Below are 22082 nucleotides of genomic sequence, written 5' to 3' on the forward strand. Positions count from 1 at the left end.
GCGTGTTTGGTAACCACACCGATACCGGAGGTCCTCACCTACTTCCGCTCACCACGCCGTTCACAACCTGTCTGGGAGTTACACCTAGGCGGCCGCGTTTGGCCCAATCCCACTCGGGGTAGTCCCCGCACCGATTCGACGGATGCGTAAGGAGCGGACATGTCGGTGCGTCGGGTGGTCCTGCTGGTAGGCGCGGTGTTGCTGGTCGCCGGAGTGATCGCGATGCTGGTGCCGGTCTCGACGCCGGACGGCAACGGCGGCAGCATCGGCTGCGGCAACGCCATCTCGGCCGACCTGTCGTCGGCCCGTGCGGCCAACGACAAGAACGTCGTGGCCAATGTGCCGATCCTGAACCAGATCGTCCCGCACACCGACTTCGTGGCTCAGTGCCAGTCCTCGGTGTCGCAGCGGCGGTCGTGGTCGATTCCGCTGGCCGTGATCGGGTTGGTGGTGGCCGGTGGTTCGCTCCTGGTCGGCGGACGCACTGGCGTCGGCTCGACGACTCAGGGGCGATAGCCCGGGACGATCAGGGTGCCCGGGTAGTTCACGTAGTACGACAGGCAGATCGGGTTGTGCCGGCAGGCGATCAGCGCGCCGGCATCCGGGGCCGCGCCGATCACCTGGGTCTTGCGGGGCGGCAGGCCACAGTTCACCACGTACGGATTGAGCGGCACGACACCGTTGGTGCAGTCCGGCGCGGCAGCGGCCGGCGGGCTGATGACCGGGGTGACGGTGGCGGTCAGTGCTGCGGTGGCGATCGCGGCCAGCAGCGCGCTCGTGATCGGACGCCTCCAGATAGCCATCGCGGACCCCCATCCTTGATGCGCGCTCCACAGTGAGCACGTCCAACGCTACTCCCCCGGCGCCACCGGCCTGCGGAGTTTCCGGTGCTCTGGCGGGGTGGATCGGGCCGACAACCATTCGTCGACCCGCTGATGGTGGATACCTGGAACTGCCGCATCGGCGACGTACTAAACTAGAACACGTTCCAGTCTGCTTACGCCCCCGCTTGAAGGAGCCGGTCCATGCACACTGCCCTCTGCGACGAGCTCGGTATCGAGTTCCCCATCTTCGCGTTCACCCACTGTCGTGACGTCGTCGTCGCCGTCAGCAAGGCCGGCGGCTTCGGTGTCCTCGGCGCGGTCGGCTTCACCCCCGAACAGCTCGAGATCGAGCTCAAGTGGATCGACGAGAACATCGGCGACCATCCCTACGGCGTCGACATCGTCATCCCGAACAAGTACGAGGGCATGGACGCCAACATGTCCACCGAGGAGCTGACCAAGATGCTCCAGTCGATGGTGCCGCAGCAGCACCTCGACTTCGCCAAGAAGCTGCTGGCCGACCATGGCGTCCCGGTCGAGGACGCCGACTCCAACGCCCTGCAGCTGCTCGGCTGGACCGAGGCCACCGCCACCCCGCAGGTCGAGATCGCGCTCACCCATCCCAAGGTCAAGCTGATCGCCAACGCGCTGGGCACCCCGCCGGCCGACATGATCAAGCACATTCACGACGCCGGCCGCAAGGTCGCCGCGCTGTGCGGCTCCCCCGCACAGGCCCGTAAGCACGCCGAGGCCGACGTCGACATCATCATCGCCCAGGGCGGCGAGGGTGGCGGCCACTGCGGCGAGGTCGGCTCGATCGTGCTGTGGCCGCAGGTCGTCAAGGAGGTCGCGCCCCGTCCGGTGCTGGCCGCCGGCGGTATCGGCAGCGGTCACCAGATCGCCGCCGCGCTGGCACTGGGCTGCCAGGGCGCCTGGTCGGGTTCGCAGTGGCTGATGGTCGAAGAAGCCGAGAACACCCCGGTGCAGCAGGCCGCCTACATCAAGGCCAGCAGCCGCGACACCGTGCGCAGCCGTTCGTTCACCGGCAAGCCGTGCCGGATGCTCAAGAACGACTGGACCGAGGCCTGGCAGACCGAAGGCAACCCCGAGCCGCTCGGAATGCCGTTGCAGTACATGGTCTCCGGCATGGCGGTCGCCGCGACGAGCAAGTACCCCAACGAGACCGTGGACGTGGCGTTCAACCCGGTCGGCCAGGTGGTCGGCCAGTTCGCCAAGGTCGAGAAGACGTCCGCGGTGATCGAGCGCTGGGTCCAGGAGTACCTGGAGTCCACCAGCCGGCTCGAAGAGATCAACGCGTCGGTCTGAGACAGACACGAAAGTNACTTCTTTCTGTCTCAGCTGGCCGGGTAGAAGTCGTTCCCGTTGCCCCAGTCGCCGGAATGCATGGATCCCGGCTGCCAGCCCTGCGCGCCGAGGCACAGCATCGGCAGCCCATCGGGCGACTGCGCCGCGGCCTGCGACCCCGGACACGGCGAGCCGACGGCCTGCACGCCGTAGATCTTGGGTGAGAGCACCCAGAAGCCGACCCCCTCGGGCGGGCGGTCCATCCCGATCGGTGACTGGCCCGGAATCCAGTGGCAGGCCAACGGCTCGCCACCGGGACCGCGGCCGAAGACGAACCGGTCCCAGCGGTAGCACGGTGCGTTCAGGTAGGCGTCGTAGCTCATTCCCGGCGGGTCGCCCGGGAACGGCCCGTGGGGTTCGTCGGCTACGGCAGTCGGTGCCACTGACAGCGCGCTGCCTGCGACGGCCGCTGCGATGACGAATTCGCGGAGCATCTATCCACCCTCTAGGTCTCTACCGCCGGGCCCTGTGCCCCCGCCGGCCCTGCGCTGAGCCTAACGGGTGGGACAGGTGTGCTTCCGGTGAAACTCCAAACGCGCGCCGCCGGGCAGCAAACCCGCCCCGGCCGGTGGCCAGGGCGGCCTCGGTGCGCAGTGCGGTGCCGCCGATGGCTCGTTGCGCACCGAAGCTTGCTAAGCTGCGGCGATTACGTCGTCGGGGGTGACAAGGACGACGGGAGTATTCCGTGGCAAAGGCACGTGCCGCTATTTGCGCTGCCCACATAATCACGACACCGACCGACTCGGTCGGGCATACAGTTGTGCTGACCGCGTTGCCGGGGACCGCCGCTGAGGGTGGGACCACCGTCGAGAACCTCGAGGAGTCGCGCTGATGGCGGAGGCCCAGTTCCGGGTCGCTGTGGTTGCCGATGCGGAGTCGCCGCACGTGGTCGCCGCCGGTGAGATCGACCTGGCCAACGTCACCCGGTTCCAGGAGGCCATGACCAAGGCCGCGGAGGGCGCCGCCACCCTGACCGTCGACCTGGCCGGGGTGAGCTATTGCGACAGCGCGGCGGTGCGCGCCCTGTTCGCCCTGGCCGCCACCACGGCGCTGACCATGATCGTGGCCGCGGAAGGACCCATCAGGACGCTGCTGGGGATCTCCGGCCTCGACCGGGTGGCCACCGTCGTGGTCCGGGATTGAGGCGCACCATGCCGGTCCCCGAATTCCACCCGCGCGACCTGTCCGAGCAGGGTGAGCTGTTCTCCCGGATCCTCGAGCGGGTCCACCTCGACGTGCCGGACGCGGTCGGGCTGGCGATCACGGTCCACGATCGGCGCCTCGACGAGGACGAGATGACGATCCTCGCCGACCGGGGCTACGGCGGCGAGATCGTCGGGGCCCAGCTGGACGGGTTGGGCGGCCCGGTCATCGACGCCTTCGTGCACCAGATGCCGGTGCTGAGCCTGGACCTGTGGGCCGACGAGCGCTGGCCGCAGCTCAGCCTGCCGGCCATGGAGGCCCGGGCCCCCGAACACAGCGCGGCCTGGCGGGAGGTTCGCGGCTGCGTCGCGGTGCCCGGGGTCTGGAAGGCCGAAGGCACTGTGGTGTTGTCGTGCACGTTGGACCGGCCGGCCACCGCGGGCACCGTGACCACCCTGATCGGCTATGAGCAGCTGGTCTGCTCGGCGATGGTGTCGGCAGGAGCCGAGGACGTCACCGCGATCGCCGACATGCTGGCGGTGCTGCAGTCCCGCGGGGCCATCGAGCAGGCCAAGGGCGCGATCATGGGGCGATTGGGTTGTGACGCGGACACCGCGTGGGCCACCCTGCGCCGGGCCAGCCACGAGTCCAACGTGAAGCTGCGGGCGCTGGCGGTGGCCCTGGTGGAACACATCAGCGGGGCGCCGGCCGAGCAGCCGGTCGCCGGCTCACCCATCGTTCCCACCGATGCGGCCCGGCACGCGGCGGGACTGTTGTGGGCGGTGCTCACCCCGGAGTCGACCCCGATCACACCGGCTGACAAGGCTGCCGACCCCGCGGGGTGAGCAGTATCTCGGCCGATTACTCGGGGAAACGCCGCTGCGGCAGCACCGAAATCGCCGCCGGAGGTGGTTCGCTTAGGCGTGTCACGCCGCAGCAGCCGGAGGAAACCGATGGACCCGCATCACCGCTCATCGTCGTCGAGATTGTTGCCGTGGCTGGCCGCCGGCGGGGTGCTGGCCGCGGCCGGGTTGGTGGTCGGGGTGACGGTGACGTCGGGCTCGTCGGACACGCTGCCCGTCGCGCAGGCCGCCCCGTCCACGTCGACGACAGCGACGTCATCGACGAGCGCGACGACCACGACGAGCGCGACGACCACGACCTCGGGTGCACCGGTGTCATATCAGGCCGACTCGCGCGGCTATGTCGACACCGGGGCGCGCTGCGACGAGAACCAGACGTTGATGGCCTATGGCCGCACCACCAAGTCGCTGGTGGTGATCTGCGTGAACGCCGACGGTGGCCTGGAGTACCGGGGCGTGCGCCTGTCCGACAACGCGCCCCTGCACCTGCCGATCACCCGCAGCTCGGACGGCACGCTGGTGGCCTCCAACGACGGTGTGACGTATGCGGTTTCGCCCACCCAGATCCTGGTCTCCTCGGGCGACGACGTGATCTACAAGGACTCGTGGATCGAGTTCCGCGAACCCAGCTTCTCGCAGGCGACCACGTCGTCGACGGCAACCACGTCGGGCACCGCGACCACCACGGTCAGCACCACCACGGTGACGGTGACGACGTCGGTCACCCCGACCACGACCAAGCCGGCGGGCTAGCCGGGGTAGCCCTCAGGTGTTGCGGCCGCCGTTGACGCCGAGGATCTGGCCGGTGATGTAGCCGGCCTCCTCCGAGATGAAGAAGGCGCACGCCGCGGCGATGTCCTCGGGCCGGCCGATCCGGCGCACCGGGGTGCGTTCGATGTTTGCCGCGACGTCGCCCAGGTTGCCGCGAGCTTCGGCCTGACGCAGCATTGGGGTGTCGATGAAGCCCGGCGGTACCGCGTTGACCGTGATTCCGGCCGGACCGTATTCCAGGGCAAGGCTTTTCGTCAGGCCATTGACCCCGGACTTGGCGGCGACATAGGCCGACATGTACGGGACGCCGGAATGGGTGCTCGACGAGGAGATGTTGACGATGCGGCCCCAGCCCGCCTCGATCATGTCGGGCAGCACGGCCTGGATGGTGTGGAAGACGCCGTGCAGGTTGATGTCGATGATGGTCTTCCACTGTTCGAACGTCAGGTCGGTGAAGCGGCGGAAGCTGTCCTTGCCCGCGGCGTTGACCAGGATGGTGACCGGCCCCAACGCGGCATGGATGGCGGCGAGTGCGACGTCGATCTGGGCCCGGTCGGTGACGTCGGCGACGTAGCTGAACTCGGCGTCGCAGGGATTGAGATCGATGATGGCCACCCGGTAACCGTCGGCTCGCAGCCGATCGGCCACCGCCGCACCGATTCCCGAACCGCCGCCGGTCACCAACGCGGTCTTCGTGATGGGCACAGGCTTCCCCTTTCCGGCGGATGCACCGCCTGGTGGACCAAATATGTTGCGGCTCTACGAGTTTCGTCGTGGGGCGCGCAAGCCCAGCGCGCGACGGCCGGTCTCGACGAGGCGGGCGTGCAGCCACTCGTCGTCGGCCTCGCGCTTGGGGTCGGCCGACCCGGCGATCCCGGCGAAGACGAACTGGGCCCGGATGAACCCGTCCGGGCCGGGATGAACGTCGGCGAGCAGCGCCATCTGCCGGGCGATCATGTGCGTCCACTCGCGGTTGCTCTTCAGCACCGTGTGCACGCTGGGGTCGGACGCCAGCACCGACACCAGCATCGGATTCTCCACGGCAAGGCGGGCGTAACCGCTCAGCATGCGTTCGGCGCGGGCGTGCACGCCACGCTGGCGTTCCGCGTCGTCCACCACCACGGCCAGCTTGTCGATGATCGGCTCGAGGACCGCGGTCAGCAGCTGTTCGCGGGTCCGAAAGTGGTGGTAGATCGCCGCTTTGGTGAAGCCGAGTTCGTCGGCGATCATCTGCAGCGAGGTGCCGGCGTAGCTGTGCCGGATGAACAGCGCGATCGCCGCGTCGACGAGCCGCTGGCGGGTGTCCGGGCCCGGGCCGGTACTGACCACCGCGACTGCACTCACCGCCGACTCCCTTGCTTCAGCTTTACGATCGGCTAGTAATCTACCATACGATCGACTAGCATCGCCCTTGCCGATCGTATAGTGGCGTGCTCACCGTGAAGGGACCCCTCAGTGACCGATAGCCCGGACTTCTTCACCGACCGCGGTCTTGTCGCCGACCCGTACCCCTACCTGGGAGCCCTGCAGGCACGCTGCCCCGTGTCGCGGGAGCCGCACCACGGCGTGTGGATGGTCACCGGCTGGGAGGAGGCCACCGAGGTGGCCGGCGACGCGGACCGGTTCTCCTCGTGCATCGCGGTGACCGGTCCGTTCCCCGGGTTCCCGGTCCCTGTCGAGGGCCGCGACGATGTCGCCGAACTCATTGCCGCACACCGCGATGAGCTGCCGTTCAACGACCAGCTGCCCGCGCTGGATCCGCCGGTGCACACCGATCATCGTGCGCTGCTGATGCGGCTCATCACCCCCAAGCGGCTCAAGGAGAACGAGGACGCGATGTGGGCGATGGTCGACCGTGCCCTCGACGACTACCTCGTCGGTTCGGGTGGCGAGCTGATTTCCGGTTTCGCCCAACCTTTTACGTTGATGGTCATCGCCGACCTGCTCGGGGTCCCCGACGCCGACCGCGACGAGTTCCTGGCCGAGATGCGCAGCGGTGCGCACCACGGCGGCGGCATCGGCAGCGTCAAGGGCGAGAGCCTGGCCAAGTCGCCGCTGGAGTACCTCTACGACAAGTTCATCGCCTACATCGACGATCGGCGCGCCGCTCCGCGTGGTGACGTCCTGTCCGAAATGGCCGCGGCGACCTTCCCCGACGGGTCGGTGCCCGATCCCGGCGACGTGGCCCGGGTGGCCGCCAACCTCTACACCGCAGGTCAGGAGACCACCGTCCGGCTGCTCAGCGCCGCACTGCAGATCCTGGGCGACCACCCCGCCATCCAGCAGCAGTTGCGTGCCGACCGCGCCGGGGTTGGCAACTTCATCGAGGAGGCGCTGCGCTTCGAGAGCCCGGTCAAGGGCGACTTCCGGCTGTCCACGCGGCCGGTGACCCTCGGTGGGGTGGACGTGCCGTCCGGTGCGACGTTGATGGTCGTCAACGCCGCGGCCAACCGCGATCCGCGCCGCTTCACCGATCCCAACACCTTCGACCCGGCCCGGTCGAATGCCCGCCAGCACATCGCATTCGGCCGCGGCATCCACACCTGCCCGGGTGCTCCCCTGGCCCGAGCCGAAGCCCGGGTGGCCATCGAGCGACTGCTCGATCGCACCACGGACATCCGGATCAGCACCGAGCACCACGGGCCCGCCGACGCACGCGCCTATCACTACGTGCCCACCTACATCCTGCGCGGGCTCACCGAGTTGCACCTGGAGTTCGATCTGTCATGAAAGCCGGTATCGACGACGGACGCTGCCGGGGACACGGCGTGTGCACCACCCTTTGTCCGCAGGTTTTCGCCATGACCGACGACGGCTATGCCGAGGCGATCCTCGACGAGGTGCCCCCCGAGCTCGAGGCCACCGCCCGCGAGGCCGCCGACGCCTGCCCGGAGAACGCCGTCATCCTCGACTGAGTTGCGATTTCGGCGCGGAAACCGCCGCCCAGCGAACGTGTGCGCGCCGAAATCGCTAGTAGTTCACGATCGAGCGCCAATAGTCCTCCGGGATTTCGGTATTCGAGCGCAGCACCATCGCCAAGCCGGCGGCCATCGCCACCCCGAGCAGGCCCAGCCACAAGCCGGCCAGCCCGATCGCCACCCAGAGCGCCGCGGTCAGCGCGGGCCACGGCGACGCCAGCGCGAGCAGTGGCGCGAACAAGAATCCGGTGCCGACGTACCACGCCGAGCCGGCGCGGTCGGACTTCAGCACGAAGCGCAGCCAACGTGGAACCGGGTGTGCAGTCGTCGGAGTCATACTGTTCACGGTCCGCGCCGCAGGTAAGTGGTGCAATTACCTGCCAGGTAATCGCTTTGGGCGCAGGCGTGCGGAATGCTGGCAGGGTGGGCGACACGGCATTCGGCGACCTGCTGCGCGACTGGCGGCGCAGGCGTCGGCTCAGCCAGCTCGAGCTCGCCGTCGAAGCCGAGGTCTCGTCGCGGCATGTCAGCTTCGTCGAGAGCGGGCGCTCGAAGCCGAGCAGGGCGATGGTGCTGCGGCTGGCGCAGGCGCTCGCGGTACCCCCCCGTGAGCAGAACCACCTGCTGTTGGCAGCCGGACTGGCGCCGGCCTACGCCGAACGAGCCGTTGACGACCCGGCGATGGCGGCGGTGCGCGCAGGCATCGACCGGGTGCTGGACGCCTACGACCCCTATCCCTGCCTGGTGCTCGATCGCAACTGGGATGTGCTGCAGGTGAATCCGGGCACCGCGGTTCTGCTGGAGGGGGTGGCGGCACATCTGCTGGAGGCGCCCAACGCGCTACGCATCGCACTGCACCCCGACGGCCTGGCCCCGCGGATCCGCAACCTCGCGCAGTGGCGGCACCATCTGTTGACCCGGCTGCGCCGGGAGGCCGACGCCGGGGGTTGCGCGCAGCTGTTGGCCGAGATCGAGGGCTATCCGGGCGGCGAGGACCCCTCGACCGATCTCGGCGGCGTCGCCGTCCCACTGGAACTGTATCGGCACGACAGCGTGCTGCTGCGGTTCCTGTCGATGGTGACGACGTTCGGGACGGCACTGGACCTGACCGCTTCGGAGCTCAGTATCGAGGCGTTCCTGCCCGCGGATGAGGCCACCGCTGCGGCATTGCGCCCGTCGCAACCCCGGAAATAGAACACGTTCCAGTTGTGAGTTTTCCAAAGCCACCACCGAGGTCTCCGTGCGTGGTGTAGGCATGGTTCACCGGGCACTAGAAGACGTCGTATGGAGGTGCGCTTTTATGCCAAGTCCGAACCTGCCCCCCGGATTCGACTTCACCGATCCCGACCTGAACAACGAGCGGCTGCCGGTCGAGGAGCTCGCCGAGTTGCGCCGGGTGGCGCCGATCTGGTGGAACGAGCAACCGAGGGGCGTCGGCGGCTTCGACGACGACGGCTACTGGGTCGTCAGCAAGCACAAGGACGTCAAGGAGATCTCCCGGCGCAGCGATGTGTTCTCCAGCCTGGAGAACACCGCCCTGCCGCGCTATCCGGACAACGCGGCGGTGTCGCACAAGGACACCGGCCAGTTCATCCTGCTGAACATGGACGCGCCGCGGCACACCCACCTTCGCCAGATCGTGTCCCGGGCGTTCACGCCGCGGGCCGTCGAGACGTTGCGCGAGAATCTGCGAGAGCGGGCCCAGGCGATCGCCAAGTCCGCTGCCGCGCAGGGTTCGGGCGACTTCGTCGAACAGGTCTCCTGCGAACTGCCGCTGCAGGCCATCGCCGACCTGATGGGTGTACCGCAGGACGAGCGCAAGAAGCTGTTCGACTGGTCCAACCAGATGGTCGGCGAAGCGGATCCCGAGTTCCACCGCAACGATCCGCAGGGTGCCGCCGGGGAGCTGATCATGTACGGCATGCAGATGGCCGCCGACCGCACGGCCAACCCCGGCGACGATCTGGTGACCAAGCTGGTCCAGGCCGACGTCGACGGGCACAAGCTCTCCGACGACGAGTTCGGCTTCTTCGTCATTCTGCTGGCTGTGGCCGGTAACGAGACCACCCGCAACTCGATCACCCACGGCATGACGGCGTTCGCCGATTTCCCGGACCAGTGGCAGCTGTACAAAGCCCAGCGCCCGGTGACCGCGGTCGACGAGATCGTGCGGTGGGCCACGCCGGTGACGTCGTTCCAGCGAACGGCGCTGGAAGATGTCGAGCTCTCGGGCGTGCAGATCAAGAAGGGGCAGCGGGTGGTGATGTCTTACCGCTCCGCCAATTTCGACGAAGAGGTGTTCGACGATCCGTTCACGTTCAACATCCTTCGCGACCCCAACCCGCATGTCGGCTTCGGTGGTACCGGCGCGCACTATTGCCTCGGCGCCAACCTGGCCAGGATGACCATCGATCTCATGTTCAACGCGATCGCCGACCACATGCCGGATCTGACCCCGCTGTCCAAGCCGGAGCGGTTGCGCTCGGGCTGGCTCAACGGAATCAAGCACTGGCAGGTCGACTACACCGGGGCCGGCGTGGGCAACTAGGCGTGCCGCCGGCCGATACAGTCAGGGAGTGACGGATACCGCCTGGAACCTGACCGCCGCCGAGGGTGAACTGCAGATTCTCACCGGCGTAGGCGGGCCTGCCGCCAAGATGGGCCACCGGCTGACGATCGCGATGGCGTCCTGGCGGGCGACGGTGGGCTGGCGCGGACAGCAGCCCGTGACCGCCGAGCTGGTGGTCGACGTCGACTCGCTGCAGGTGCTCTCCGGCGAGGGCGGCGTGACCCCGTTGTCGGGACCGGAGAAAGGCGTGGTCCGCTCCAACGCCCTCAAGGCGCTCGACGCCAAGAAGTATCCGCAGATCGCGTTCGCGGCCGAGGAGATCACCGCCACCGCGGACGGCTACCGGCTGGACGGCACGGTCGAGATTCACGGCACCTCCCGGCCGCAGACCGTCGACTTGGCGGTCGAGGAGTCCGGCGGCGTCTGGGTCATGACGGCCTCGGTGCCGGTGGTGCAGACGCACTTCGGGGTCAAGCCGTATTCGCTGTTCATGGGATCGCTGAAGGTGGCCGACGAGGTCACGGTGCGCTTCACCGCGCGTCACCCGAAGTAGTCGCCCTGGTCTGACCACTTGACCTCTTACCTCTGGCTGCGGCATGCTGGCGGCATGGCATTGCAGCCGGTGGCCCGGCGTTCGGTTCCCGAAGACGTCTTCGCGCAGATCCTCGCCGGGGTCCTCAGCGGCGACATGAAACCAGGCGAAGCCCTGCCCAGCGAACGCCGGCTGGCCGAGGTGCTCGGGGTGTCCCGGCCTGCGGTCCGCGAGGCGCTCAAGCGGGTCGCGGCCGCCGGCCTGGTCGAGGTGCGTCAGGGCGACGCCACCACGGTGCGCGACTTCCGCCGCCACGCCGGACTCGACCTACTCCCCCAATTGCTGCTGCGCAACGGCGAACTCGACGTCTCGGTCGCCCGCAGCATTCTCGAAGCCCGCCTGCACAATGGGCCCAAGGTGGCCGAGCTGGCCGCGCGGCGCAGGCCGGCCGGGTTGAGTGCGTTGTTGGAGGAATCGATTGTCGCCCTGTCCTGCGCGGCCGACCCGGTCGAGCAGCAGCGGCACGCCCTGACCTTCTGGGATCACGTCGTCGACGGGGCCGACTCGATCGCATTCCGGTTGATGTTCAACACCTTACGGGCGGCCTACGAGCCCGCCCTGCCCGCGCTCGCCACATTGATGGCCGCCGAAGTCGGGCAGACGCAGGCCTATCGCACCCTGGCTGCGGCCATCGACGCCGGTGAACCCGACGCCGCGGTGATCGCCGCCCGGGAACTGCTGGAACCCGCGACCACCGCGCTGGTCACGGCACTGGACGAACTGGAGGGTCAGCAATGAGCACGTCGACCAACACCCGCCGCGGCGTCACCCTGGCCGACGCCGGCCGCGAGTTCTGGCGGCACCCGTCGCCCTGGCTGTTCGCGGTGGCACTGGCCGCGGCCGTGATCGCCCGGATCGCGGTGGGCGACTGGCGTCCTGCCGATGCGTTGGTGCCGTTGGCCATCGCCGCGGGATTTCCGTTCCTGGAGTGGACCATTCACGTGTTCGTCCTGCACTGGCGGCCACGCCGCATCGGCAGGTTCACCCTCGACCCGCTGCTGGCCCGCAAGCATCGCGAGCACCACGGCGCCCCGCGCGATGTGAACCTGGTGTTCATCCCGATGCAGTCGGCGATCGGCGCGGTCGGCGCCGCGGTGGCGATCGCGCTGGTGCTGTTCCCCCGGACCGGGATGGGCCTGACGTTCCTGGTCGTGATGCTGACCTGCGGCCTGCTCTACGAATGGTGCCATTATCTGGTGCACACCGACTACAAGCCGAAAACCGCTGTCTACCGGGTGATCTGGCGCGATCACCGGCTGCACCACTTCCGCAACGAGCACTACTGGTTCGGGGTCACCACCCCGGGCACCGCCGACCGGGTGTTGCGGACCTACCCCGACCCGGCGACGGTCCCCGCCTCCCCGACCGCGAAGAACCTGCACGCCGCCGGCGACGCCAAAGCTTCCTGAAAACGGTTGGCGCGGTTAGGCGTTGATGACGACCGGGTCGCCGATGTGAACCTGGTCGAAGTACCACGCCGCATTGTCCGGGCTCAGGTTGATGCAGCCGTGGCTGACGTTGGAGTAGCCCTGTGAGCCGACCGACCACGGTGCGGAGTGCACGTACACCCCGCCCCAGGTGATCCGGACCGCATCGGCCACGGTGAGCTTGTAGCCCTCCGGATCGCTGAGCGGAATGCCGATGGTGCGCGAGTCCATCACCACCGAGGACTGCTTCTCCAAAACGGTGAAGCTGCCGACCGGGGTCGGGTGGCGCGGTTTACCCATCGACGCCGGCATCTGGCGAACCACCTGGCCGTCGATGCTGACGGTGAACGTGTGCGCCGAGATGTCGGCCACGCCCAGCACGATCGCGCCGGTGCCGAACGTGCGCGGAATCCCGCCGGCCATCATGGTGATCTCGGAGTGCGCCGGCCAGTACTGGCTGGGCACGAACTGCACTCTCGTGTCGTCGAGCCACTCGAAGCGACCCGCGACGTCGGCCGGTGTGGCCACCGTGATCGATTGCTGCGCTGCCCGGCGGTCGACCACCGGCTTGGTGAAGGTCACGGTGATCGGCATCGCCACGCCCACCAGCTGACCGTTGGTCGGCGAGACCGAGGCGACCGTGGCCCCGTCAAACGCGGGGGCGACCGCGGCGGTGCTGCTCGGCGCCGAGGTGACCATCGCCATCGCCGCGATGCCCGCGGCGGCTATTGCTTGTCGAACTGCTCTGGCCATGGCTCCCGTCCTATGGGCGATCAGCAAAGGCCCAGTCTAAAGGGTCGGTGCGGTGACCCCCGGCGAAAGTGCGGTGACATGCCGTAACGGCGGGTGTCGCAGAGGCCACGTCGCTCGGACGCGCAGCCAGCGAAACTGGCGGCTATCCGCCGTGCAGGCGCTCCCAGATCCGCTGGCGCAGCGTCTGCTTGGGTTCCACGGGCGGCGGTGTGACGTATGCCGGTGGCGGCGCGCTCGCGGGCAGTGGCGCACCCGCCGGGTCGAGCGGCACGTCGGCGGGCGGCGCCTCGGGCGGCGGGGCGACGTTCATCGTCATCGCCACCACCGGAACAGGGTCGAAGGTCGGCTTGTTCTCCGGCTGCGGAGCGGCCTGCTCCGCGGGGGCCGCGAGTTGTTCGCGGGGCGCCGGCGCCGCCGGGGCGACTTCGGGCAGCGCGGCGGGCGTCTCGGCGGTGTTCACGACGTCACGGTGCTGCGGGCGCGCGCCCTGATCGGGCAGCAGTTCCAGGCCCACCGCCACCGACGCCGAGACGACGAATGCCACGACACCCGCGGCCAGCAGCGCCGTCGCAGCGCGCAGGGCCGTGGAGTTCCGATTCGCCGCAGGCGGCGGCAGGACCGGCAGCGCGAACAGCGGGTCGTCGAGCATGCCGATGCCGTTCACCGAAGCCAGGGCGGCGCCGCGGGCCAACGCCAGCTCCGCCTCGGCCGGGGCGAACGCGGGGATCCCCGCGATCTCCTCGAGCCGGCGCGCGATCGCGTCCAGGCCGTCCCCCGAGCCCAGCAGCACCAGCCCGTCGGGCTGCCACTCGCTGCCGGCCAGGATGTCGGACAACCAGTCGATCAGGTCCTGGTCGGATTCCAGGTCGTAGCTGATCGCGGTCTGCACGGCGCCTTCGTGAGCATCGACGATCAGGGTGACGACGGCCTCGGGCTCGACCACGCACACCGCGGTGACGGCGGAGCCGATCACCTGTCCGATGCCGTGGGCAAAGGCTTCGGTTGCCGCCGGCAGGCGGATCGGGATCACGTTGTCGAACCCGGAGTCGGCCAGCGAATCGAGAAGTAGCGAGGCCTCGACAGAGGCGTCGTCACTCCAGGTGACTCCGATGGACTGCAGTCGCCGGCCGCCGGCGATGGCCTGGGTGCGCGACAGCGCCTCGGCGACGAACTCCGAGGTCGTCACCGGGCTGAATCCGCCGCGGCGCACCTCGAACGCGTCGTGTCCCTTGGTGGCGCCGTCGGCGCCGTCGCCTTCGACCAGGACGAGTCCGACAGTGGTCGGGGTCATCGACAGACCCAGAACGGTGTCCAACTTCAAACACTCCTCTCCGGTCCGGACTTCGCTGGCCTCGCACAGCACGCGCCAAGACGTCACTTCACCTGGTGCGGTACTTCGCTGGAAGCGCCGGAAGCGAACCGGGACAGCGTGGTCGTCTTCGATCTCCGTGGAGCCTACCCGCCGTGGCTTATACCGGCGAACGGGCGCCGTGGCATCCCGTTGCGGCGACGATTCGGTAACGAGGGCGGCGGGTCGTGGGACGTGCCGAAAGAGCACGCCGCGATACGGCGCCGGGTATAGGTTCTGGGGCATGGAACACGGCCATTACCACCAGGTTCTCGACGATCTGCGCCCCCAGCATCGTGCGCTGCGGCAGATGATCCCCGACGTCTATCGGGCGTTCAACGACATGAGTGGGGCCGCGCTGGGCGCGGGCGCGCTCCAGACCAAGGTCAAGGAGCTGATGGCGATGGTCATCGGCGTGGTCCACGGCTGTGACGGCTGCATCGCCTCCCATGCCCGCGGTGCCGCTCGGGCCGGGGCCACGAAAGAGGAGGCTGCCGAGGCCATCGGGGTGGCGATCATGATGCACGGCGGGCCCGCCACGGTGTACGGGGCGCGGGCCTACGACGCGTTTTGTGAATTCGCCGACGCGGCGGCGCCCGGTCCGAGCTGACCGGGCGCCACCGTCCGCGTCGCTCAGTCCTGCTGGTGCGGCAGTGCGGCGACCATCGGGGTGTCGACACCGACGGGGCCGAATTCATAGGACCCGCCCGGGTTGCCGATCGGCGCGTCCCGGCCCGGCAGGATCTCGGTGAAGAAGGCCGCGTTGTCGGCGAGGAACTTCTTCTCCTCCTCGGGCAGGTCACCCTCGAAGTAGATGGCATCGACCTCGCACAGAATCCGGCACGCTCCACACTCGACGCACTCGGTGGGGTTGATGTACATGGTCCGGTCGCCCTCGTAGATGCAGTCGACCGGGCATTCCTTCATGCATGCCTTGTGCTTGACGTCGACACACGCACTGCTGATCACGTAGGTCATGCCGGCGAGCCTATCTGTTACCCGCCGTACCAGACACGGCTAGAAGGCCCGCCGCGCCGGGGACCAAAGTCCTCACTTTCCCCGACTGGCCGCGCCGGGAATGCTCAGCGCGGTAGAGCAGCCGTGACGTCCACCCACCCCGTGGTGTCGGTGCGGTGGTCAGTGGTGTTGCGGCATTCGCCGTAGATCTGCATCGTCGCCCGGTCGGTGTGGTCGGCGGTGCGGAAGTAGATGATCGTCACCCCGTCGCGGGTGAGGGTCCGTCCGCCGGGGTGCCGGTTGGCCGGCATCTGCTCGGTCCAGCCCCGCGCGGTCATCGCGGCCGCGATCGCGGCGAAATACTTCGGGGTGTCCAGCACGGATGGCACGTCGAAATTGAGGTACACCGCGCCCTGATAGGGCGGTGCGTCGGCGTTCGTGCACGACATCAGCAGATAGCCGGCGCTGACCCCGGTGAGCCGGCCGGCGCCGACGACGTCGCGGGCCGGGCCGAGCACCTGGAGCCGGGTCTGCTCGTCGGTCAGCGGATCCGCGACGGGATCGACCGCGGCGCCGCGCATTTCCCGAAATCTGTGCACCGCAACGAAACTCACACCCAAGACCAAGCTGACGAGCAGCGCCGCCGCGATGAGCAGCACTGCCGGTCTGGAGCGAAGGCCGGTCGCGGCGGGCATCAGGTCACAGCGGTGTGCAACTGTAGGGTCGCTGGTCGGAGAAGTGCACCGCCGGCATGCCGTCGACGTAGGTGTATTGCACGCCGGGCGCCCAGTCGGTGCCGGGCACCACCCATGGCGGAACGCCGGCCGGGTAGGCGACGGTGAAATCGGTGTAGAACGCCACGTTGTCCGGGCACCCCTGGCTGCCGGCCGGGACGGGATTCCACGCGTGCACGACGATCGGGTTGTCCAGGTGCGGCCCCTGCGCGCAGTTCGGCCGGCACTGGACGGCGCTGTCGGTGCCGGTTCCGGTGGCGCCGTCGGCCCCCCACGAACTCCAGGTCATGTTCTCCATGACGCTGGTGGAGTCGCAGCCGTAGACCACCCGCTGCGGCTTCTCCTGCAGCGGCTGGCTGGGGTCGTAACAGCTGCCGAACATGTACACCGTCGCGTCGGCGGCCGGATCGGCGCCCGCGGTCGCGGTCGCCGCCAGCCCCGATGCCATCAGGGCCAGCGCCGCGCCTGCGGTTGCCACTGCCCGGACCATTGCATCTCCTCATCGACGGCCTGATGACGGGCGCATGCTAACACTGCGCAGGGGACCAATGGCCCTAACAGGAGTGGGCCTTCGGCCCGCGACGGCATATGGGGACCGCCCCTACCGTCGAGAACGACATCAGGACGCGGCGCACGCCGGGGGATGCGTCGATGGTGTGCCCGTTCACCCGGCGTGGTGAGGCGAAGGGCTGACGAATCAGCCCTTGGCCAGGGTGAACTGGCAGATGTCGGTGTAGCCGTCGCGGAACAGCTCTGCGCAGCCGGTCAGATACTTCATGTAGCGGTCGTAGACCTCGCGCGATTGCAGCGCCACGGCCTCTTCCTCGTTGGCCTCCAGCGCTGTCGCCCACTGGTCGAGGGTGCGGGCGTAATGCAACCGCAGCGGGTGGATCCGGTTGACCGAGAACCCGGCGCGCACCGCGTGCTCCTCGACGACGGTGACCTTGGGCAGCCGCCCGCCCGGGAAAATCTCGTCCATGATGAATTTGAAGAACTTCAAGTGCCGCATGGTGATCGGCATTTCCCGCGCGAGGAATTCCTCGTCGCTCGGTTTGACGATGGTGTGCAGCAACATCACTCCGTCAGCGGGTAATGCGTTGTAGGCCATCTCGAAAAAGGCGTCGTAGCGGTCGGTTCCGAAGTGTTCGAAGGCGCCGATCGAGACGATCCGGTCCACCTGTTCGTCGAACTGCTCCCAGCCCTCGAGCAACACCCGCCGGGACCGCGGACTGTCCGACTCGTCGAAGAGTTGTTGAACGTGCAGCGCCTGGTTCTTGCTCAGGGTCAGCCCGACGACGTTGACGTCGTAACGCTCCAGCGCCCGCATCATCGTGGCGCCCCAGCCGCACCCGACATCGAGCAACGTCATGCCTGGCTGGAGGCCCAACTTGCCCAGTGAGAGATCGATCTTGGCGATCTGCGCCTCTTCCAGCGTCATGTCCTCGCGCTCGAAGTATGCGCAGCTGTAGGTCTGGGTCCGATCCAGGAAGAGCCGGTAGAAATCGTCGGAAATGTCGTAATGGTGCTGCACGTCGTCGAAGCGCGGTTCCATGCGCTCGGCGTCGTCTGGGTTCGCGGGCGTATCCAACAAAATCGGTGTCCTGTTCTGGCGTCTGCACTCCGGTCCACCCCCGCGAGACCGGTCACACTCCCCTGGTGACGTAACCCGAGTAGCCTACGCGACTCGCCGGTAACTCCCCACTCGAGCAAACTGTGAGGCGGCTAAGTGTCGGCGGTCATGACGAATTCTCGGCATTATCTTCGTTGCCGTAAATTGGGCGACCTTGATCGTCGAGCCATTCGTTCACGGCAGTTCCGGTGACGGTGTTGTCGGACCCGGGCAACACCGCGGTGGGCCGGTCCTCGTAGGCCGACATCATCTCTTTGGCCTTGGCTCGCGCGTTCTCGTCCGGCACCGGCTTCCCGGTCTGATCGTGATGGTCCGGAGTGCTCACGTTGACTTCCCTTCTGATCCCGGGTGGGCCGTATGGGGTGCGGTCGGGCGGGCTGCGCGATGCTGTGCAAAGGACTGCCCACATGTGTGATCCACCAAACAGTGAGATTCGCTCAGCAACCCCGGATGCGGACACAATGCCGTCCGAGTGCCATATGCGCCGCTTTTCAGGCAAAGTTGAGCTATGGATGCAAAGCCTCCGCTTCGCCACGGCCGCCGGCTGGTGACCGTGCTGGCGGCCCTGCTACTGGTGCCGGGTCTGCTCGCCGGACCCGCCCACGCGACACCGGCGCCCGTCGGCCCGGCGCCACTGGCCCCGCTGGACCAATCCGCGGTGCTCGGACAGGTCACACCCGGCCTGGTCGACATCAACACCACCCTGAACTATCAGGGCGCGGTCGGCGCGGGCACCGGGATCGTGCTCGATCCGGGCGGTGAGGTGCTGACCAACAACCACGTCATCGAAGGTGCCACCGGCATCACCGCCACCAGCCTGGCCAACGGACGCACCTATCCCGTCGACGTCATCGGCTACGACCGCACCAACGACATCGCCCTGGTCCGGCTGCGCGGTGCCAGCGACCTGCCGGTGGCCGCCCTGGGGACCTCGTCGGGCATCGCGGTCGGCGACCCGGTCGCGGCGATCGGAAATGCCGGCGGAGCCGGTGGCGCGCCGAGTTTCTCGCCGGGCAACATCACCCAGCTCGGCGCGTCGGTGCGAGCCTCCGACGAGTCCGGGGGCGGCTCCCGTGAGCTCGCCGACCTGATCCGGGTCGCCGCCGACGTGCGGCCCGGCGATTCGGGTGGCCCCTTGGTCAACGCCGCGGGTCAGGTGATCGGGGTGACGGTGGCTGCGACGCTGACCTACCGGATGGGCGATGTCCGCGGTGGGGAGGGCTTTGCCATCCCGATCGACCGCGCGCTGGGCGTCGCGGGCGCGATCCGCTCCGGCGGCGGTCCGGGCGTGCACATCGGCGACACCGCGTTCATCGGTGTCGGCATCGCCGATTCGAGAGCCGGCGGGCCCACGGGAGCTGTTGTGCGCCAAGTGCTTCCGGACACCCCCGCACAGGGTATCGGCATCATGAGCGGCGATGTCATCGTGGCGGTGGACGGGGTGCCGATCAACACGGCTTCGGACCTTTCCAACGTGATGGATGCCCACCACCCCGGCGACACCATCGTGCTGAGCTGGCTGGACCGAGCCGGAAACCCGCAGAGCGCCGGCGTGGTGCTCGGCGCGGGCCCGGTCGGCTGATCCTCGCCCGGCCGCATCGGTGAGAATGGACGCCATGACCACTGCCCTGGCGCGGGGCGCCGCAGCGACGATGACGATGCTGGCGGTCGCGACGGCCGCCCCGGCGCACGCGGATTCGCCCGAACCGTTGTATGCCCTCGTCGATGCCGCGGCGCAGCGCTTACAGACCGCGGATCCGGTGGCGGGCAACAAGTGGCTGACCGGTGGCCTGATCACCGACCCCGCCCGGGTCAAGCAGGTGTTGGCCGCGGTGTCGTCGGATGCCGAAACGCGTGGTGTGCCAACGGGTTATGTCACCGAGGCGTTCACCAACCAGATCAACGCCACCGAGGCCATCGAGTACGCCAGGTTCGCGGGCTGGAAGTTCGACCCGGCGAGCGCGCCGACGACGGCGCCGGACCTGTCCGCCTCGCGCACGGTCATCGACGGGCTCAACCGTCAGATGGTCGAGCAGATGGCCGCGCAGTGGCCGCTGCTGAGCTCACCCGGCTGCCGTCCCGCGCTGGATGCGGCCAAGGGCGTCGTCGCCGGCGAACGGCAGTTCGATGATCTCTACCGCACGGCGCTGGACGCCGCCACCCGGTCGTACTGCGGCGCCTGACGCCGCGCGGCTAACCCGTGGGGTGTGGGTTGCCCAGATAGGGAAAGACGTCGAGGGTGTCGGTGTGCGGAGCAAGCCCGCTGGGCGGGCAGTCGCCCTTGGTCAGGAACGCCAGCCGGTAGTCGATCACGTCGTCGGTGAACACCCGCCCGTTCGGATACTTCGCCGGCTTGGCCGGGTCGAAGGTCAGCATGTCGGGCAGAGTGCCCTCGCGCTCGATCGCCTCGACGGCCTCCTGTTCGGTGTATCCGCCGGTGTGCCCCATCAGGTGGACGAACTGGGCGCTCCAGCGTTCCCGGTCGTGGACCGGCACGCTGGCGTTGTACTCCTCTTTGGTGTCGTCGGTGTTGAAGAAGCTGCTCACCGAGGGGTGGCCGGCGCGGTCGACGTGTACCAGCTCGCCGTCGCGGCGCAGACTGCAGCGGCCCCAGATCCGTAAGGCGCCGGCACCGAGTTCGGCGGTCGGCACCTCGATGGCGATCGAGAACACGTTGGCGGTCAGATTGGAATCCACCCCGGTCCACGGCGACGTGTCGCCAAGATGCAGGTCGGTGAAATTACGCTTACCGCTGGTGTCGAAGAGATTCTTGATGCCGTCGAAGTCGAAGAAGAACGCGTCGCTGCGCGCGCCCGCGGCAAACGTGTAGTCCCCGGACCGGTGCACCTTTGCTTCGGTGTCGAACGACACCTCGACGGCGTCGAAGATCTTCTCGCCCAACGGAAGTGGCGACTCCGCATCGTCGCCGACAGCCTTGAACACGTCGACGGTCTGGCGCCCCCCGTCGGGTTCGGAGAATACGAAGCTGAAGGCGATGTCGTTGAGCAGATCGCCGTTGTTGTCGACCGCCAGCCGGTAGATGGCGTCGGGGTGCAGCGCGTCGGCGTTCGGGTTGGCGTTGAGGATCAGCACCGTGCGGGTGGGATCGGCGGGCGACTGGAAAGCGTAGAGGTCGCACAGGTCCAGGCGCTGATCGCCGAGCGGCGGCCCGAGGCTCAGACCGGTGAAATGGTTCGACATCACCGAGACTTTGCCGGATCAGTTCTGGCGGGGCAACAGCTCCTCGGTGAAACGATCGATGAACTCGTCGGCCGGAGTGTCATCGACCGGCCGGATGACGAACTTGCTCAACCCCGCCGCGATCAGACCGTCGTGCTGGCGGTGCAGCTGCGACCAGTCCCCGGCGACGAGCTCGGCGGGATCGGCGTCGGGGCGGCGGGCGCGGATCGCGGCGGCGATGTCGTCGCGCAGGCCGCCCTCGGCGACGCCCAGGCTCAGGCCGAAGTGATCCGGTTCGATCGACCGGCCGGCTTCACCGGCGGCCCGCTCGATGCTCTCCCGCGCGACGCGGGCCTCGTCCGGCGTCACAAAGCTGCCCAGCCACCCGTCGGCCAGCCGGCCGATCCGGCGAAACGCTGCGGGCGCCGATCCACCGAGCCAGATGTCCACGGGCACCGGCGGACGGATGCCCAGCGCCGCGTCGGTGAGCGCGAAGTAGCGGCCGGCGAAGGTCACCTGGTCGCCGGTGAGCAGGGCCCGCACCACCTCCAGCGCCTCATCGAACACCGCCGCGCGCTGGCCGTCGGGGACGGGAAACAGATCCCACTCCGCCTTCGAGGCCGGGCGCAGTCCGAACGCGGGCAGCACCCGCTTGGGGCCCAGCGCGGCCAGTGAAGCCAGCGTCTTGGCGACCAGTACCGGGTTGCGGCCGGGCAGCACCGCCACCGAGGTGCCGACCTTGAGGCGTTGGGTGCGGCCGAGCGTGTAGGCCATGCCGGCGAACGGGTCGACGGCCGGGGTGTAGACCAACTCGGAGAACCACAGCGAGTCGACGCCGGCGGATTCCAGCCGGTCGATGAAGGCGGGCAGGTCCTCGACTTTGTTGCCCAGGCTGACCCCGAACCGGATCTTCACATCGCCCATCCCGCCACGGTAACCGGACGCGAATGTGACGACACAGCCGCGGATGTGCGTCGTTTCGGCGACCGGGGACCGTAACCTGAGCGT

30 protein-coding genes are annotated in these 22082 nt (G+C 68.4%); 15 read left to right on the top strand and 15 right to left on the bottom strand.

Annotated features, from left to right (window positions below; genetic code table 11):
• The first annotated feature begins 159 nt into the window (after positions 1–159).
• The gene (locus MSZK_RS18515) at positions 160–516 is read left to right on the top strand and encodes an aminopeptidase (protein ID WP_099250163.1); all 357 of its coding nucleotides are present in this window, start codon (positions 160–162) and stop codon (positions 514–516) included.
• On the opposite strand, the gene MSZK_RS18520 is transcribed toward MSZK_RS18515, so the two are convergent.
• Positions 504–803, bottom strand: a complete 300-nt coding sequence (locus MSZK_RS18520; protein WP_199203390.1) for a hypothetical protein — start codon at positions 801–803, stop codon at positions 504–506. The two genes, MSZK_RS18515 and MSZK_RS18520, sit on opposite strands and share 13 nt — an antisense overlap.
• A gap of 222 nt (positions 804–1025) precedes the next feature.
• Here MSZK_RS18520 and MSZK_RS18525 point away from each other — a divergent pair, with 222 nt between their 5' ends.
• Positions 1026–2150, top strand: a complete 1125-nt coding sequence (locus MSZK_RS18525) for a nitronate monooxygenase (RefSeq protein ID WP_099250164.1) — start codon at positions 1026–1028, stop codon at positions 2148–2150.
• A gap of 29 nt (positions 2151–2179) precedes the next feature.
• Here MSZK_RS18525 and MSZK_RS18530 read toward each other — a convergent pair whose 3' ends face one another.
• A complete protein-coding gene (locus MSZK_RS18530; RefSeq protein WP_099250165.1) occupies positions 2180–2623 on the bottom strand; it encodes a hypothetical protein in 444 nt (147 codons plus the stop codon).
• Between the two features lie 397 nt (positions 2624–3020).
• On the opposite strand from MSZK_RS18530, the gene MSZK_RS18535 reads away from it, so the two are divergent.
• A complete protein-coding gene (locus tag MSZK_RS18535) occupies positions 3021–3332 on the top strand; it encodes an STAS domain-containing protein (protein ID WP_099250166.1) in 312 nt (103 codons plus the stop codon).
• Between the two features lie 8 nt (positions 3333–3340).
• On the top strand, positions 3341–4177 hold the full coding sequence (locus MSZK_RS18540) for an ANTAR domain-containing protein (RefSeq protein WP_099250167.1): 837 nt from the start codon (positions 3341–3343) through the stop codon (positions 4175–4177).
• A gap of 119 nt (positions 4178–4296) precedes the next feature.
• On the opposite strand, the gene MSZK_RS18545 is transcribed toward MSZK_RS18540, so the two are convergent.
• Positions 4297–4491, bottom strand: a complete 195-nt coding sequence (locus MSZK_RS18545) for a hypothetical protein (protein ID WP_099250168.1) — start codon at positions 4489–4491, stop codon at positions 4297–4299.
• Positions 4492–4507: 16 nt separating this feature from the next.
• Between MSZK_RS18545 and MSZK_RS18550 the strand changes: the two genes are divergently transcribed.
• On the top strand, positions 4508–4948 hold the full coding sequence (locus MSZK_RS18550) for a hypothetical protein (RefSeq protein WP_099250169.1): 441 nt from the start codon (positions 4508–4510) through the stop codon (positions 4946–4948).
• Between the two features lie 12 nt (positions 4949–4960).
• Here the strand turns inward: MSZK_RS18550 and MSZK_RS18555 are convergent, their stop codons facing one another.
• Positions 4961–5671: an SDR family NAD(P)-dependent oxidoreductase gene (locus MSZK_RS18555; protein WP_199203391.1), complete on the bottom strand. Its 711-nt coding sequence runs from the start codon at positions 5669–5671 to the stop codon at positions 4961–4963.
• A gap of 54 nt (positions 5672–5725) precedes the next feature.
• Positions 5726–6310 carry a TetR/AcrR family transcriptional regulator gene (locus MSZK_RS18560; RefSeq protein WP_099250170.1) on the bottom strand — a complete coding sequence of 195 codons (585 nt, stop codon included), beginning with the start codon at positions 6308–6310 and terminating at the stop codon, positions 5726–5728.
• A gap of 111 nt (positions 6311–6421) precedes the next feature.
• Between MSZK_RS18560 and MSZK_RS18565 the strand changes: the two genes are divergently transcribed.
• Together MSZK_RS18565 and MSZK_RS18570 are read left to right on the top strand one after the other, a co-directional pair.
• The gene (locus MSZK_RS18565; RefSeq protein ID WP_099250171.1) at positions 6422–7696 is read left to right on the top strand and encodes a cytochrome P450; all 1275 of its coding nucleotides are present in this window, start codon (positions 6422–6424) and stop codon (positions 7694–7696) included.
• Entirely contained in the window at positions 7693–7881 is a 189-nt protein-coding gene (locus MSZK_RS18570; protein WP_099250172.1) for a ferredoxin, read from the top strand. The genes MSZK_RS18565 and MSZK_RS18570 overlap by 4 nt, the downstream gene beginning before the upstream one ends.
• 55 nt (positions 7882–7936) lie before the next feature.
• Here the strand turns inward: MSZK_RS18570 and MSZK_RS18575 are convergent, their stop codons facing one another.
• Complete coding sequence (locus MSZK_RS18575; RefSeq protein WP_099250239.1) at positions 7937–8221, bottom strand: hypothetical protein; 285 nt, start codon at positions 8219–8221, stop codon at positions 7937–7939.
• Between the two features lie 86 nt (positions 8222–8307).
• Here MSZK_RS18575 and MSZK_RS18580 point away from each other — a divergent pair, with 86 nt between their 5' ends.
• The 5 genes from MSZK_RS18580 to MSZK_RS18600 all read left to right on the top strand — a co-directional run bounded on the left by MSZK_RS18580 (position 8308) and on the right by MSZK_RS18600 (position 12454).
• Positions 8308–9078, top strand: coding sequence for a helix-turn-helix transcriptional regulator (locus tag MSZK_RS18580; RefSeq protein WP_233211389.1), 771 nt, complete (start codon positions 8308–8310; stop codon positions 9076–9078).
• 106 nt (positions 9079–9184) lie between these two features.
• On the top strand, positions 9185–10432 hold the full coding sequence (locus MSZK_RS18585; RefSeq protein ID WP_099250173.1) for a cytochrome P450: 1248 nt from the start codon (positions 9185–9187) through the stop codon (positions 10430–10432).
• Between the two features lie 28 nt (positions 10433–10460).
• Positions 10461–11006, top strand: a complete 546-nt coding sequence (locus tag MSZK_RS18590; protein WP_099250174.1) for a YceI family protein — start codon at positions 10461–10463, stop codon at positions 11004–11006.
• Positions 11007–11060: 54 nt separating this feature from the next.
• A complete protein-coding gene (locus tag MSZK_RS18595) occupies positions 11061–11783 on the top strand; it encodes a FadR/GntR family transcriptional regulator (protein WP_099250175.1) in 723 nt (240 codons plus the stop codon).
• Complete coding sequence (locus MSZK_RS18600; RefSeq protein ID WP_099250176.1) at positions 11780–12454, top strand: sterol desaturase family protein; 675 nt, start codon at positions 11780–11782, stop codon at positions 12452–12454. The genes MSZK_RS18595 and MSZK_RS18600 overlap by 4 nt, the downstream gene beginning before the upstream one ends.
• Positions 12455–12469: 15 nt before the next feature.
• Here the strand turns inward: MSZK_RS18600 and MSZK_RS18605 are convergent, their stop codons facing one another.
• Entirely contained in the window at positions 12470–13225 is a 756-nt protein-coding gene (locus MSZK_RS18605; protein ID WP_099250177.1) for a L,D-transpeptidase, read from the bottom strand.
• A gap of 142 nt (positions 13226–13367) precedes the next feature.
• Positions 13368–14516 carry a hypothetical protein gene (locus tag MSZK_RS18610; RefSeq protein ID WP_158230603.1) on the bottom strand — a complete coding sequence of 383 codons (1149 nt, stop codon included), beginning with the start codon at positions 14514–14516 and terminating at the stop codon, positions 13368–13370.
• 301 nt (positions 14517–14817) lie between these two features.
• Here MSZK_RS18610 and MSZK_RS18615 point away from each other — a divergent pair, with 301 nt between their 5' ends.
• Positions 14818–15183: a carboxymuconolactone decarboxylase family protein gene (locus MSZK_RS18615; RefSeq protein WP_099250179.1), complete on the top strand. Its 366-nt coding sequence runs from the start codon at positions 14818–14820 to the stop codon at positions 15181–15183.
• A gap of 23 nt (positions 15184–15206) precedes the next feature.
• Here MSZK_RS18615 and fdxA read toward each other — a convergent pair whose 3' ends face one another.
• The 5 genes from fdxA to MSZK_RS18640 all read right to left on the bottom strand — a co-directional run bounded on the left by fdxA (position 15207) and on the right by MSZK_RS18640 (position 18219).
• On the bottom strand, positions 15207–15551 hold the full coding sequence (gene fdxA, locus MSZK_RS18620) for a ferredoxin (protein WP_099250180.1): 345 nt from the start codon (positions 15549–15551) through the stop codon (positions 15207–15209).
• 104 nt (positions 15552–15655) lie between these two features.
• Complete coding sequence (locus tag MSZK_RS18625) at positions 15656–16225, bottom strand: hypothetical protein (RefSeq protein WP_099250181.1); 570 nt, start codon at positions 16223–16225, stop codon at positions 15656–15658.
• Positions 16226–16229: 4 nt separating this feature from the next.
• The gene (locus MSZK_RS18630) at positions 16230–16754 is read right to left on the bottom strand and encodes a hypothetical protein (protein ID WP_099250182.1); all 525 of its coding nucleotides are present in this window, start codon (positions 16752–16754) and stop codon (positions 16230–16232) included.
• A gap of 207 nt (positions 16755–16961) precedes the next feature.
• Positions 16962–17816, bottom strand: coding sequence for a cyclopropane mycolic acid synthase family methyltransferase (locus MSZK_RS18635; RefSeq protein ID WP_099250183.1), 855 nt, complete (start codon positions 17814–17816; stop codon positions 16962–16964).
• A gap of 184 nt (positions 17817–18000) precedes the next feature.
• Positions 18001–18219 carry a hypothetical protein gene (locus MSZK_RS18640; protein WP_099250184.1) on the bottom strand — a complete coding sequence of 73 codons (219 nt, stop codon included), beginning with the start codon at positions 18217–18219 and terminating at the stop codon, positions 18001–18003.
• Between the two features lie 183 nt (positions 18220–18402).
• Between MSZK_RS18640 and MSZK_RS18645 the strand changes: the two genes are divergently transcribed.
• Positions 18403–19476 carry a S1C family serine protease gene (locus MSZK_RS18645; RefSeq protein ID WP_099250185.1) on the top strand — a complete coding sequence of 358 codons (1074 nt, stop codon included), beginning with the start codon at positions 18403–18405 and terminating at the stop codon, positions 19474–19476.
• A 34-nt stretch (positions 19477–19510) separates the two neighbouring features.
• On the top strand, positions 19511–20077 hold the full coding sequence (locus MSZK_RS18650; RefSeq protein WP_099250241.1) for a chorismate mutase: 567 nt from the start codon (positions 19511–19513) through the stop codon (positions 20075–20077).
• 10 nt (positions 20078–20087) lie between these two features.
• On the opposite strand, the gene MSZK_RS18655 is transcribed toward MSZK_RS18650, so the two are convergent.
• Together MSZK_RS18655 and MSZK_RS18660 are read right to left on the bottom strand one after the other, a co-directional pair.
• Positions 20088–21095, bottom strand: a complete 1008-nt coding sequence (locus MSZK_RS18655; RefSeq protein ID WP_099250186.1) for a DUF4331 family protein — start codon at positions 21093–21095, stop codon at positions 20088–20090.
• 18 nt (positions 21096–21113) lie between these two features.
• On the bottom strand, positions 21114–21989 hold the full coding sequence (locus MSZK_RS18660; protein WP_099250242.1) for a TIGR03854 family LLM class F420-dependent oxidoreductase: 876 nt from the start codon (positions 21987–21989) through the stop codon (positions 21114–21116).
• Positions 21990–22082: the final 93 nt, after the last annotated feature.

The sequence above is a fragment of the Mycobacterium sp. shizuoka-1 genome, assembly GCF_002723835.1.
Classification (GTDB): domain Bacteria; phylum Actinomycetota; class Actinomycetes; order Mycobacteriales; family Mycobacteriaceae; genus Mycobacterium.

Coding starts and splice junctions, on each gene's coding strand:
- MSZK_RS18575 (WP_099250239.1), bottom strand. CDS start 8,221: ATGACTCCGACGACTGCACACCCGGTTCCACGTTGGCTGCGCTTCGTG.
- MSZK_RS18635 (WP_099250183.1), bottom strand. CDS start 17,816: ATGGAACCGCGCTTCGACGACGTGCAGCACCATTACGACATTTCCGAC.
- MSZK_RS18600 (WP_099250176.1), top strand. CDS start 11,780: ATGAGCACGTCGACCAACACCCGCCGCGGCGTCACCCTGGCCGACGCC.
- MSZK_RS18535 (WP_099250166.1), top strand. CDS start 3,021: ATGGCGGAGGCCCAGTTCCGGGTCGCTGTGGTTGCCGATGCGGAGTCG.
- MSZK_RS18645 (WP_099250185.1), top strand. CDS start 18,403: ATGGATGCAAAGCCTCCGCTTCGCCACGGCCGCCGGCTGGTGACCGTG.
- MSZK_RS18610 (WP_158230603.1), bottom strand. CDS start 14,516: ATGACCCCGACCACTGTCGGACTCGTCCTGGTCGAAGGCGACGGCGCC.
- MSZK_RS18530 (WP_099250165.1), bottom strand. CDS start 2,623: ATGCTCCGCGAATTCGTCATCGCAGCGGCCGTCGCAGGCAGCGCGCTG.
- MSZK_RS18630 (WP_099250182.1), bottom strand. CDS start 16,754: ATGGTCCGGGCAGTGGCAACCGCAGGCGCGGCGCTGGCCCTGATGGCA.
- MSZK_RS18515 (WP_099250163.1), top strand. CDS start 160: ATGTCGGTGCGTCGGGTGGTCCTGCTGGTAGGCGCGGTGTTGCTGGTC.
- MSZK_RS18540 (WP_099250167.1), top strand. CDS start 3,341: ATGCCGGTCCCCGAATTCCACCCGCGCGACCTGTCCGAGCAGGGTGAG.
- MSZK_RS18655 (WP_099250186.1), bottom strand. CDS start 21,095: ATGTCGAACCATTTCACCGGTCTGAGCCTCGGGCCGCCGCTCGGCGAT.
- MSZK_RS18585 (WP_099250173.1), top strand. CDS start 9,185: ATGCCAAGTCCGAACCTGCCCCCCGGATTCGACTTCACCGATCCCGAC.
- MSZK_RS18595 (WP_099250175.1), top strand. CDS start 11,061: ATGGCATTGCAGCCGGTGGCCCGGCGTTCGGTTCCCGAAGACGTCTTC.
- MSZK_RS18570 (WP_099250172.1), top strand. CDS start 7,693: ATGAAAGCCGGTATCGACGACGGACGCTGCCGGGGACACGGCGTGTGC.
- fdxA (WP_099250180.1), bottom strand. CDS start 15,551: ATGACCTACGTGATCAGCAGTGCGTGTGTCGACGTCAAGCACAAGGCA.
- MSZK_RS18525 (WP_099250164.1), top strand. CDS start 1,026: ATGCACACTGCCCTCTGCGACGAGCTCGGTATCGAGTTCCCCATCTTC.
- MSZK_RS18625 (WP_099250181.1), bottom strand. CDS start 16,225: ATGCCCGCCGCGACCGGCCTTCGCTCCAGACCGGCAGTGCTGCTCATC.
- MSZK_RS18650 (WP_099250241.1), top strand. CDS start 19,511: ATGACCACTGCCCTGGCGCGGGGCGCCGCAGCGACGATGACGATGCTG.
- MSZK_RS18605 (WP_099250177.1), bottom strand. CDS start 13,225: ATGGCCAGAGCAGTTCGACAAGCAATAGCCGCCGCGGGCATCGCGGCG.
- MSZK_RS18520 (WP_199203390.1), bottom strand. CDS start 803: ATGGCTATCTGGAGGCGTCCGATCACGAGCGCGCTGCTGGCCGCGATC.
- MSZK_RS18615 (WP_099250179.1), top strand. CDS start 14,818: ATGGAACACGGCCATTACCACCAGGTTCTCGACGATCTGCGCCCCCAG.